This is a genomic window from Pseudomonas sp. JL2 (genome assembly GCF_031570495.1).
GTDB classification, from domain to species: Bacteria; Pseudomonadota; Gammaproteobacteria; order Pseudomonadales; family Pseudomonadaceae; genus Aquipseudomonas; species Aquipseudomonas rhizophila.
Genome location: NZ_JAKUDH010000031.1, coordinates 1 through 12,609, shown reverse-complemented (window position 1 = coordinate 12,609; position 12,609 = coordinate 1). Strand labels below are relative to the sequence as shown.

At 61.6% G+C, this 12,609-nt stretch carries 6 protein-coding genes; 3 read left to right on the top strand and 3 right to left on the bottom strand.

What is annotated here, in order from left to right:
• Positions 1 to 55: 55 nt before the first annotated feature.
• The 3 genes from MKS85_RS26445 to MKS85_RS26435 all read right to left on the bottom strand — a co-directional run bounded on the left by MKS85_RS26445 (position 56) and on the right by MKS85_RS26435 (position 9,205).
• The gene (locus MKS85_RS26445) at positions 56 to 2,863 is read right to left on the bottom strand and encodes an RHS repeat domain-containing protein (RefSeq protein WP_188250902.1); all 2,808 of its coding nucleotides are present in this window, start codon (positions 2,861 to 2,863) and stop codon (positions 56 to 58) included.
• Between the two features lie 3 nt (positions 2,864 to 2,866).
• Positions 2,867 to 7,324 (bottom strand): SpvB/TcaC N-terminal domain-containing protein, encoded by a 4,458-nt coding sequence (locus MKS85_RS26440; RefSeq protein WP_310663164.1) that lies wholly within the window; start codon positions 7,322 to 7,324, stop codon positions 2,867 to 2,869.
• 357 nt (positions 7,325 to 7,681) lie between these two features.
• On the bottom strand, positions 7,682 to 9,205 hold the full coding sequence (locus MKS85_RS26435) for a fumarate hydratase (RefSeq protein ID WP_047227110.1): 1,524 nt from the start codon (positions 9,203 to 9,205) through the stop codon (positions 7,682 to 7,684).
• 467 nt (positions 9,206 to 9,672) lie between these two features.
• Between MKS85_RS26435 and MKS85_RS26430 the strand changes: the two genes are divergently transcribed.
• The 3 genes from MKS85_RS26430 to MKS85_RS26420 are packed head-to-tail and all read left to right on the top strand — an operon-like array spanning position 9,673 to position 12,485.
• A complete protein-coding gene (locus tag MKS85_RS26430) occupies positions 9,673 to 10,779 on the top strand; it encodes a diguanylate cyclase (protein ID WP_047227128.1) in 1,107 nt (368 codons plus the stop codon).
• Entirely contained in the window at positions 10,772 to 11,707 is a 936-nt protein-coding gene (locus MKS85_RS26425; RefSeq protein ID WP_188250900.1) for an iron-sulfur-binding ferredoxin reductase, read from the top strand. Before MKS85_RS26430 ends, MKS85_RS26425 begins: the two co-directional genes overlap by 8 nt.
• A gap of 28 nt (positions 11,708 to 11,735) precedes the next feature.
• Positions 11,736 to 12,485, top strand: a complete 750-nt coding sequence (locus tag MKS85_RS26420; protein WP_160893284.1) for an enoyl-CoA hydratase-related protein — start codon at positions 11,736 to 11,738, stop codon at positions 12,483 to 12,485.
• Positions 12,486 to 12,609 lie beyond the last annotated feature (124 nt).

The window sequence follows — 12,609 nt, the reverse complement described above, 5'->3', positions numbered from 1 at the left end:
CCTCCAGAGGGGTGTCAGTCTGAACCTTGATGCACGAGGAGCCGCGCTGCCTGGATCACGTGGTCATCCATTTCGGGCGGCCCTTGCCATGGCCGACAGGATGCGCATGCCAACTCGCCCACAAATTGTCCGTCGTGCCCATTTCCTTGTAAGCGGTGATTCCCTGCTGCGCGGCCTTGATGTTGGCCAGGGTGGCTTGGGTTCTTTTGCGCAAGGCGGCGCGACTGATCGGTGCCAGGGCTTCCTTGGACGTCATGAAGTTAACGTTGGGCAGCAGGTCTGCGGGGGAGATGACATCGGAGCCTAACGCATCGAAAGCATTTTCGGCCCAGGCAGCGCGTTGCTCCACAGCCGTTTTCCAGTCGGCGAGTAGCGTTTCGATTTTGCCGATCTTGACGGGGTCGAGGCGGTTTTTGATGTCTTCGCCCTCGATGGCCCGGGCGAACATATTGAGTGTGCCGCCGATGATCGGGATCCACGACCCCATCACCCGGTTCATCACGAAGCTGGGGTTGAGGACTGAGTTGAGCGCCGGGTGGATCACCTCATCTTTCATCTGCCGCCAGTTCTTGATGTCTTTAACCGCACCCTCGATACCGAGTCTGCGATCGATCGCCTCAACGGATATTTTTGAGGTCTGCGGTATGAGCGCGCCCACCAACCCTGCGCTATGCACGAACGGATCGGCGATCTCGCCGGCCACATCGCCGCCGACGTTGCCACCGATCAGTCCACCCGTGGTGGTGTAGGGCGTTGTGAAAGGGGCATCAGGCAGCACCAGATCGACCACCTCGCCACCCAGCACGCCTGTCTCATAGCCGAAGACGCCTTTGACCAGCTCTCCCCCCAGATTCCCCATCAGGCTTCTAAACACGCCTTTTTGCTGGATGATGTTGTGAAGCTGCCCGAGCAGTTGGCTGGACTCTCCACTGAGTTCGGAGAGAAAGCCTGAATAAAGCACGATCACGCTCTCGGCTTTTGCCTGCCCGTCCGTATCCACATAACGCAGTGGATTGTTGGCCACGAACGCATACCTGTTCAGCCCGTCCACATCCCCTGCCGGGTCGGCACTGACCCAACGCTGCAGCCACGGCGCGTAGTAACGTGCGCCGTAGTAATACAGCCCGCTGATGTCCATTTCCTTGCCCGAATAGCGCACGGTCTTGTAACTGACCTCTACGCCGGGACGGGCTATCAGCCACGCCGTGGCGCCGAACGGGTAATAGCCTTCGTGACTGATCAGTTGCGCATGCTGATCGAGCTCCATCATGTTTGAGCCTGAGTGGTCCTCCAGGCTGTAGCGCAACTGATCGGTGTCGATATCTGCCGGCTTGCCCATTACCCAATGCAAGCAGCGGACGTTGATCAAGCCCGTGTCGAGGATGATGATGTGCAGTTCTTCGCCATTGTCCCGGGTGCGGATCTCCAGGCCCGGGAGATAGCGCACGTCCTGGAAATGGTCGCGCTTGGCGGTATGGGTTTCGTGACGTTTGTAGACCCGGGTCCCTTGGCTATAGCGGTAATGTTCCTGGTCATTGGCGGCGTTTTCGCGGTCGATCAGGGTGACCATTTCCAGTTGGTCCCGAGCGTTCCATTGCAGGTTCTGCCCAGGCTGCAATGCCAGGAGATTGCCATGGCGATCGAACAGTGTGTCGAATGACGGGGCAGGATCTCCAGGCTGGTATCGCACCCCTCGATTGCTGCCCGGGTCGATGAACATCTGCCGGGTGTAGCCGGCACCCTCACGCACATGGGTGAGCTTGGTCAGATTGCCGCCCTCGTCATATTCATAGGTTTGCAGGTAGTTGAGCCGGTTGTTGGGGTCGGTTGGCTGGGGCAGGCCAGGTATATCCGAGGGCGGGCCATCGTCGTAACCGCTGGCACTGGTCAACCGATAGAGCGAGTCGTAGCTGAAGGCACGATGGCCATCGACTCGTTGGTTGGCGAAATGGGTAGGCGTATAGGTATGGTCCAGAATGCGGGTGATGTTGCCCATCGGGTCGTGGACATATTCGAAGTCCACCAGTGCGGTGGCCGGGGCTTTTTGTGAACGTTGTCTGAGCAGGCGAGCGCTGGCCGGGTCATAGCTCCAGTGGCTGATGACGCTGTTGCCTGCGTGCTGTTCGATGATTTGCCCGGCGGCATTGTATTGGGCATCGTGCAACACCGTCTGCCAGTCGGTTTGCCCCTTGAGTCGCAACTGCACCTGCTTGAGCTGCCCGGCCAGATCGTAGCGCGACTGTTGCTGGTGTTCACCGGCATCGGTCTGCTCAAGCACAGCCCCCGAAGGCCCGAAGAGACGACGGCTGGTAAACGCCTTGCTGTCGTGAAAAATACGCGTCTCACAGAGCGGCAGGCCGACCAGGCTATAACTGTCCAGAAGCAACGTACCCGAGGGGTCGACCTGCTCGAGCAACCGACCGCGAAGGTTGTGATCGGCATCGGCCGTGGCATCGGCGTAGATGAAGGTATCGACTGCGACCTGACTGTTTTCCTCCAGAGCCACCGGACGCAGTTGGGGGTCATAGGCAATACGCCAATGACTGCCGCGTTCATCCCAGCGTTGCAAGGTTTCACCCGCCAGGCCCGGTAATGCCAGGCGCCATCCGCCATCGACGCTGCGGGTACGCAGCGGCTGACCGGTGAGGTTGTAGTCGTTGCGCAGGTTGGCCGTGTCCGTACCGTAGAAACGTGGGTCCCATCGGGCGATAAGGCGCCCGGCGACGTCATACGCCTGGGCCGTGACCAGCGTTTGGGTGTCGTCGTTCGGCGATCGGCGCCAGTAGTCCACTCGCCTGACCGAGCCTGCTCGTGCGTCAAGTACCGACAGGACCGGTGTACCGCCATGAGTTAGCCTGCTCACTCGTCAGCTTCCCGGGTCCGTGTCGTTGTAGTCGTGGTCGCACAAGTACCAGGGATGATGCACATGCCAGGCTTCATAGCCCTTGGCATTGATGACCTTGACCAGGCGTCCTGGTGGATCGTAGAACTGCTGGTCGTGGTAGCCGTGCAGACGCAGCGAGGCGTCGTTGATGTAGCGCCAGGCGTCGGCGAAATACGGCCGATAGACCCGCGTGACCAGACCCTTGTTGTTGTACTCGACCCGTTCGCTGACGCGCCAGCGCGGGTCGGCCAGGTGCTGCAACGGTTGCCCGTTCTGTAGCTCCAGCGAGCCGTCCTCGGCCACGGCATAGGCCTCCCCGGGTTCGACCCGCTGCTTGGTTTGCAAGGTGCGGCCGAATCCGTCGATGGCGCTGAGGGTGATGCGGACCTGTTGCAATGGATCGTCCGGGTAGCGATCGGCGCTCAGCACGACGCTGTGAACCGGCTCCCGGGCCGTGGCCTGGATCAGCGTCCACAACTGTTCTTCGGCGGCGCTGCGTTCGGCCAGCCGCGCCAGGTGAATGCGTGCCCTGGCGCGGACATGGCCGCTGGGCATCAAGTAGCGGGCGCTGATCCACTCGTTGCGCTGCGCAAGGGAGACTTGGGCGAGGTCAAGCGCGCCCATCCAGCTGAACTCGTCGGTGCGCACGGCACTGGCGATTCTGCCCAGGGTGGCTTCGGGGTGTTCGATGGCATAAGCCGGTGTCAGGTCGTCGGGCAGCTCGTAGGTGTCGATGGCATCGAAGCCTGCCGGCAGGCCATTTTCGCTGCCGAAAAACGTAATGCCCAAAGGCACGCCGTCGGGGCCATACAGCGCTTGCTGCACGTTGTCGTTGGCGTCGATGATGCTCTGCGGCAACAGCGAGTGATAGTCGTATTCGATCTGGGTCGTACAGCCGTCCGGCAGGGTAATGGCGGTGGTCATCAGGTGATAGGCATCGTACGTCAGGGTTGTAACACCATGGCTCTGGGTTTCTTGCAGGGCGTGGATCTGGAAGAAACCATCAAGCGATTGGTAGGTGGCAAAACCGCTCTTTTTCGACCAGAGATTTTCGGCGGTGTCTTCGTCCGGATCTTCAGGCAGAAACAGCTGCATGGGCTCAAAGCCGATTTCTTCCAGTTGCCCGCGGATGTCGAACGGCGGTGGCACGGCGTCGTAGGCGTCCAGTGCCTGCTTGTCAAACTCGGCCGTCTCCAGCGGGCCGAGCAACGCCTGGAAGGCAATATCGCCTTGGTCGTCACGCAGGTAGTTCTGTTCCTCAAGCGCAACCAATTGCCGTGCGGCTTGCCATTGCGGGGAGTCGTGATGTGCGAGGAAGGTTTCATAGCTGATCTGGCGAGGGTTGAGGCCTTGCGGCAGTTCGCCCTTGGGGCGTTGCAAAGCGTTGGCTCGACTGCGCCAGGGCAGGCCCAGGCGCTGACGCCACCCGGTTTCGTCGAACAGGTGCAGGTGCTCGGCCCGGCTCTCGACAAGGTGGAACACCTGCTGCTGCTCATCATGGGCGTCGAGCCACCAGGTGTTCTCGTCTTCATCGTCGAAGGGGGGCGGATCGAGCGGCGTAAGGCGTCGGGCGTAATGGACGATGAAGCCGTGAACAAGCTGGCCGTAGAGATTCCATTTCAGATTGATGCCGTGCTGGCTCTGCGGGTCATTGGTAAAGCCGTCATATTGATGACTGAGCGCCTCCAGTTCCAATACCAGCAGGCTTTTGTGATGGGGATGGTGCTGGCGCAGCAGATAGCGTTGTTGCGTCACGGTGTAGGGCCGGGCCGTATCGTCCGATTCGGCGGGATGGATTTCTGTGCGTAACACCTGGCCGCCCAAGGCATAAGCCATATCCCGGGCGGTCTCAGGGTCGGGCACGATAATCTCGTCGGCCTCGTCGCCTTCATGAAAACAGCTCAACAGCGCCGGGCCAAGCGGCACGGCGTCATCGTCGCCGTCGAAACAGTCCTTCAGAGGCTGGTTGACGGTTCGGCCGGTGTGGAACCAGGTCTTGACCAGTACTGGCGCGGTAAAGCCGCTTTGCACTTCACCGTCGGGCAACTCGCTGTCCACCTGGTACAACCGAGCGAAGCCCCGGAACTCACGGTGATAGCCGTCGTAGTCGCCCTCGAAATAGGTGAAGCGCTGGGTCAGGCAATTGCCGGTGATTTCATCCAGCTGTTGCTGACGTGCCAACAACGGCAGGGCCATGGGCAGATAACAGGCCAATTGCTCGCCCTGCGCCCGGCGCTGTTGTTTTTCATCCAGCCAGTATTGCGCACTGCTGCGATAGGTCAGGGTGGTGCTGCAGCCCATGTTGTTATGGGTGGCGTTGAGCAGATAGGGCCGCGCCGCGACGAAGTCATAACGCCAATGCCTGGGCTTCATATCGGGGGAGATGTGGGGCACGCTCAGAATCAGACTGGCGCAACCCAGCCCCTGCAGATCGGCCAGGCTGACCTGGCACAGATTGTCGTACCGCACGCCCGCCGGCCATGGCACCTTGACGGGAGTTTGCTCAAGGCCATTGCCGCCGTGGTTGAGGTAAATATCGAAACAGTCGCTGTTAAGGTAGATCAGCGCGGGCGCTCCGGCGCCGTCCAGGTCGGCGATCCGCACCCGGTCAGCGTCGAATTGGCCGTAGCTGAAGGGCAGGGCGCTCATGACAAAACCTTCGCCGAAACGCCCGTGACCCAGGTTCGGCCAGCACTTGATTTCATCGAAGCGAATCCGGCACAGCTCGGTGCTGTCGCTGCCCAGCAAATTGCCGAACAACACCAGCTCGCTGCGCGAGTCGCTGAACAATGGCAGGGGGCTGTCCGGTTCATGGGGCACATTCACCCCTGGGGCGAACCCCTGTTCGCGGAGATTGGGGTACAACCGAACGCTTTTGGGGCCGACCATGGCCAGTGAGCGTAAACCGTCGCCGGTCAAATCGTCCAGTTGCGCGGCGGGGTGCAGGAACTCCGTCGGAAAACGATCAAACGGGGTGAAGGTCGACCAGCTACGGTCCGGGTTGAGGGTATGGAAGCCGCTCATGCCGGGTTGGGCAATGACCCAATTGAGGCGGCCGCTGCCGGTCAGGTCAGTCAGCACCTGCATCACGGCCGGGTTTTGGCTGGCGACCGGGATACTGTCCAGGCGAGACCACGGGCCATAACCGATGGCATCGTCATCGGGCCCGGCGCGCTCAGGCTCGCGGTAGTACCAGGCATCGGTGTAACGGCACAGAAACCCCGGCAGACCTTCGCCATACAGGTCCACGCATTGGTAATGCCGGTTGCCTTCGAGGGCGGGCATTGTCTCCAGGTCGAAGAATTTTTCGGGTGCCAGATTGAGGTCGAAATCGGTGTACTGCAATTCCACCGGAGGGCTGTAATCGACACCGCCTTCAGTGTCCCAATCCTGATAGTGGGCGGCCGTCAGCAGGTTGTAACCCAGCGCAGTGGCGGTGTATTCCAGCACCAGCCGCCGGACCAGGGCAGGTTCAGTATCGGCCACGGCGGGGAAGTGGTGGAACATCAACACCTGATGACACAAGCGCCGGGTGCCGACCTCAAAACCGTATCGATAGGTGTGAAACGGGTCGCTGCGTAGCAGCCAGGGCGCCTCTTCGGGGGCTTGCCAGGAAGGTTGTTGCGCAAGATCGAGGGTGCGTTGCCCGTAGTCGAACAGCAGGTGAAAGTGCCAGTTGTGCTGGGCCGGGTCGGGCTCTTCGAAGCAGTACAGGGTGTCACTGGCGCTGGCGTTGCCATAGCACACCCGCCGCAGGTAGCGCTGGGCGCGATAGTCGTGGGGGCCGTCCAGCGCGCCGGGGTCGGCCTGGTACTCATAATAGATGTGCTCGCCTGCCGGGCTGACTTCTTCGAGCAACAACCATTCGGCGATGCGTGGTGGTTTTGGGGGATCGGGCTCGGGTTCGGCTTCAGGTTCGGCAATGCGCGACGCTTCGGTTTTACCGTAGCAATACACATGGCCGTTGCTGCCCTGGACACGCCAGAAGGGTGCCTGGCCGTCGGTGGGTGTCCACAGCTCATAAATATCGAAGCTGCTTTCAGTCCTGGGGTAATAACGCACCACCGAGCACGTTGCACTGCCGGGGCCCGCCAGGGGGCGAATGAGCGGTTCGGCGTTGAATTCGGGCCAGCGGTCAACCCCATCGGCGTCGACCATGACATCCTCATCAGCGTAGTGCGGCACACCTCTGCTGGTTTTGCGCGTGATGCTGGCGATGGAAAGCTGCATGCCGATGCCGAAGATGCCGTTGCCGCCCTGGCTGCTGTAATTCAAGGTCAGCGCCGGCGTCAGGTGGCGGGCGGCGGACAGGGGTAACGGCAGTTCAAAAGAACTTGCCCCTCGCGTACCGACAGGGCCGAGGCTGTTACCGAGGGTGGCGATAGAAGCACTGCCGGCGATGGTCGGGGTCACGATCTGGAGGGGCGCTTGTTCTGCCATCGGGATCATCTCTGTTAGCCGACGCCAGGGCGAATACCCGGCATGACTTCAGGATGCCAAGAGATGGTCCTTGGGTAACCTGTCAGATCTGACAGGTAGGCGGGCATGCCGATGAACGGCTCTACTCACGCCCGGCGGGGAGCATTGTGTGGGAGGCTTGGCTGAACATAGGTCGGGGTCCACTGAAGATCCAGTGTGGGAGCAAAGCTTGCTCGCGATGACTGAGGCACATCCAACATGGATGCAAGCTGACCCACCGCTATCGCGAGCAGGCTCGCTCCCACAGGTTTTCTGCTGATAAAAAAAGGCCGGTGAGTTTGTCGCCCACCGGCCTTTTTTACGGCGTCAACGTGCGTGTTACTGCACTTCTACCGCCAGGCTGTCGCTGATTTTCTTCTGCCAGATCGCCGGGCCGGTGATGTGTACCGACTCGCCTTTGCTATCGACCGCAACGGTCACGGGCATGTCCTTGACCTCGAACTCGTAGATCGCTTCCATCCCCAGTTCGGCGAACGCCAGAACCTTGGACTTTTTGATCGCCTGAGCCACCAGGTAAGCGGCGCCGCCGACGGCCATCAGGTAGACCGCCTTGTTGTCCCTGATCGCTTCGATAGCGGTCGGGCCGCGTTCGGACTTGCCGATCATGCCCAACAGGCCGGTCTGTTCGAGGATCTGGCGGGTGAACTTGTCCATCCGCGTGGCGGTGGTCGGGCCGGCTGGGCCTACCACTTCGTCGCCTACCGGATCGACCGGGCCGACGTAGTAGATGAAGCGGCCCTTGAGGTCCACCGGCAAGGTTTCACCCTTGTTCAGCATCTCGACCATGCGCTTGTGCGCCGCGTCGCGACCGGTGAGCATCTTGCCGTTGAGCAGGACGGTTTCGCCCGGTTTCCAGCTCTGCACGTCTTCAGGTGTCAGGGTGTCGAGGTTCACGCGGCGCGCCGATGGACCGGCTTCCCAGACGATTTCCGGGTAAGCGTCCAACGGTGGTGCCTCCAGCGACGCCGGGCCGGTGCCGTCCAGCACGAAGTGGGCGTGGCGGGTGGCGGCGCAGTTGGGGATCATGCACACCGGCAGGGACGCGGCGTGGGTCGGGTAGTCCATGATCTTCACGTCGAGCACGGTGGTCAGGCCACCCAGGCCCTGGGCGCCGATGCCCAGTTGGTTGACCTTCTCGAACAGCTCCAGGCGCATCTCTTCGATGCGGTTCTGCGGGCCGCGGGCCTTGAGTTCGTGAATGTCGATGGACTCCATCAACACTTCCTTGGCCATGACGGCGGCTTTTTCCGCAGTGCCGCCGATGCCGATACCCAGCATGCCCGGTGGGCACCAGCCGGCGCCCATGGTCGGTACGGTTTTCAGTACCCAGTCCACGATGGAGTCGGATGGGTTGAGCATGGCCATCTTGGACTTGTTCTCGGAACCGCCGCCCTTGGCCGCCACGTCCACTTCCACGGTGTTACCCGGAACGATGGAGTAGTGGATCACCGCGGGGGTGTTGTCCTTGGTGTTTTTACGCGCACCAGCCGGGTCGGCGAGGATCGACGCGCGCAGGACGTTTTCCGGCAGGTTGTAGGCGCGACGCACGCCCTCGTTGATCATGTCGTCCAGGCTCATGGTCGCGCCATCCCAACGCACGTCCATGCCCACGCGCACGAACACGGTCACGATGCCGGTGTCCTGGCAGATCGGCCGATGGCCGGTGGCGCACATGCGCGAGTTGATCAGGATCTGCGCCATGGAGTCACGGGCCGCTGGCGATTCTTCGCGCAGGTAGGCTTCGTGCATCGCCTGGATGAAATCCACGGGGTGGTAGTAGGAAATGAACTGCAGGGCGTCGGCAACGCTCTGAATCAGGTCATCTTGCTTGATCACGGTCATGAGTCGCGCTCCTCTCTAAAGACGGGAACATTCAATAAGGTGCCGTCCGTTTGGGTGCATCGGTCGACGGACGGCACCTCTTAAGGCACGCCGGGCATGCTGGCGCGACACTAAAAAGGCGCGGCAGTATATCGCAGGCGAGCACCCTGTGGGAGCGAGCTGCCTTTGTGGCGAGGGGATTTATCCCCGCTGGGCTGCGCAGCAGCCCTGAAAGTCAGTCACCTCGGTGTGTCAGGTTGTTTGCCTTCAGTCATTTTCGGGCTGCTTCACAGCCCAACGGGGATAAATCCCCTCACCACAAGGGGACCAGCCAGCCTCGAACAACTGCGTCAATTTAGGCCATTGCTTTGACGCCATTTTTCTGCTCCAGAATTGAATGGTCATTTGCCCTGCACGCCACTAAAGTGGCGTCTGGCCTGTAGCGTAGGACGCCTCCTGTCAGTTCCTTTCCCATGGTGAGTCAACGATTGACCCATAACGCCATTCAACGTCTTTTGCTGAAACGCTTCGCCTTGGCGGCCGCGACTTACGCGCTGGCACTGGTGTTGTTGTGGTTGGCATATTTCAGTGGTCATTACCTCGATTCGTTGCGCGATGTCATCATCGGCAGCGTGTTGGTGGTGTTGTGCCAGGCAGGGCTGTTCGCGCTGTTTATCACCGACCGCAATCTGCGGTTCGCCGACCCCAGTCTTACTGAAATACAGGTACTGATTGGCCTGGGCTGGCAGACCTGGATGATGGCGCATCTGGACCAGGCTCGGGGCGTGTTCCTGGTGTTCTATGTGCTGATCCTGCTGTTCGGGCTGTTCCACTTGTCCCGTCGGGCTTTCGTGCGCTGCGCGATGCTGGTGTTTTTCAGTTTCACCGCCATTACCCTCTGGGACGGTTACTTCTTCAGGCTTCCTGACCCCACGCTGGCCGCGTTACAGGTGTGCGTGCTGTTTATCGTGCTGGTGTGGCTGGTGCTCTATGCCAGTTACGTACAGAACTCGCGCCAACGCATGCGTCAGCGGCGGTTTGCCTTGCAGGCGCATCAGGACACCCTGCGCGGCATGATGCGTCAGCTCGAAGACCTGGTGGCCACGGATGAACTGACCGGCTTATTCAACCGCCGGCACTTCCTGCGCCTGGCGTCCCGTGAGCTCAACACACTCCGGCCCAATGTTGCCCATGGCCTGGCCCTGATCGACCTCGACCATTTCAAACGCATCAATGACCTGCACGGCCACGCCGCCGGTGATCAGGTGCTTCAGGCGTTCGCCAGCATCGCCACGGCCTGCCTGCGCGAAGGTGATGTGCTGGCCCGTTACGGTGGCGAAGAGTTCGTCATGCTGCTGCCGGCCTGCGACCCCTCGCGGCTGACGGCCTGTTGCGAGCGGCTGCGCCTGGCATTTACTGAAGTCGAGTTGATCGGCTTGCAGATCGGCTCCCTCAGCCTGTCGGTGGGCATGACGATGCTGGAGACCGGCGACGATCTGGACAACGCATTGCAGCGTGCCGACCAGGCCTTGTACCGTGCCAAGCGAGACGGCCGCAATCAGTGCGCCGCTGCCTGGGAGAATGTCGATGCCTGAAGTAAAAGTCGCCGACCGGCAGTGGACGGTGGCGGCGGGCAGCAATCTGTTGGACACGTTGAATCAGGGCGGCGTGGCCGTGCCCTACAGTTGTCGCGCCGGCAGCTGCCATGCGTGTCTGGTGCAGTGCGTGAACGGTGACGTGCGCGACAGTCGGCCCGACGCCTTGAGCCCCGCGCAGCGCGAGCAAGGCTGGCGGCTGGCGTGTCAGTGCCAGGTGATCGAGGATGTGCAGATCCACACCTTTGACCCGCAACGCGACGGCCGTGCCGCCCAGGTGACCGCCGCGGATTGGCTGAGCCCCGACGTGCTGCGCTTGCGCATTATTCCTGAGCGGGCGCTGCGTTATCGGGCGGGCCAGCACCTGGTGTTGTGGGCCGGCGATGTCGCCCGGCCGTATTCCCTGGCGAGCCTGCCCGAAGAAGACCGCTTCCTGGAGTTTCACCTCGATTGCCGCGAGCCCGGCCAGTTCATCAATGCGGCGCGACAGATGAAAGCGGGCGACCCGATTTTTCTCGGTGAATTGCGCGGCGGCGCCCTGCATTACGATCCCGAGTGGCACGATAAGCCGCTGTGGCTACTGGCGGCCGGCACCGGCCTGGCACCGTTGTTCGGTCTTTTGCGCTCAGCCCTGCATCAGCATCACCAAGGCACGATTCGTCTTATTCACGTAGCCCATGATGCCGCCGGGCACTATCTGGCCAAACCGCTGGCAGCGCTGGCGGCCAAGCATCAACACCTCACCGTGGAGCTGCTGACCACGGCCGAGGCGCCGTCTGCGTTGGCGCAACTGCGGCTTGTTTCCCGGCAAACCCAGGCCTTACTCTGCGGCCATCCCGACCGGGTCGAGGCCTTTGCCAAGCGCCTCTACCTGGCTGGCCTGCCGCGTAATCAACTGCTGGCCGATGTCTTCCTGACCCGTGGTTGAGCGCTGATCTTCAGACGCGAGACCGACCATGACCGACACCCTGCTACTTGAGCGCGAACGCGGCCTGTTGACCCTGCGCCTCAATCGCCCGGAAAAGAAAAACGCCCTGACCCGGGCCATGTACAGCCAATTGGCCCAAGCCCTGGCGATGGCTGACGCCGACCCGCAGATCAGCGCGGTGCTGATCTGCGGGTCTCATGATTGCTTCACCGCCGGCAACGATATTGTCGACTTTCTCGAACAGCCGCCGGCCGATCTCGACAACCCGGTATTCGAATTCATGCTCAGCCTGCTCGACTGTCGTAAACCGGTAATCGCCGCCGTGGCCGGGCCGGCTGTGGGCATCGGCACCACGTTGTTGTTGCATTGCGACCTGGTCTACGTCAGCCGGGACGCGCGGCTGCGAACGCCGTTCGTCAACCTGGGGTTGTGCCCGGAATTCGGCTCCAGCTTGATTCTGCCGAGGCTGCTCGGCCAGGCCAGGGCTGCGCAGTTGCTGCTGTTGGGCGAGGGCTTGAGCGGCGAACAGGCGGCAGCCTGGGGCATCGCCACCGAGGCGCTGGACAGTGGCGAGGCGGCGTTGGCCAAGGCGCGGAACGTGGCACTGCGCTTCGAATCGCTGCCGGCTGAAGCGGTGCGCATCAGCAAACAACTGATGAAGGCCCCGGATCGGGAACAACTGCGCGCCGTGATCGAAGAGGAGGGCAGGCTGTTCACCCAGCGACTGCGCTCGCCGGAGGCGGTGGCGGCGCTGTCGGGGTTTATCAACAGGCATTAGTTTTGTAGCGCATGGGCTGGCCTCATCGCGAGCAAGCTCGCTCCCACATTGGGTTTGTGTTGAACACATTAGCCATGAACACCACAGCTCCCCTGTGGGAGCGAGCTTGCTCGCGAAGGCGTCG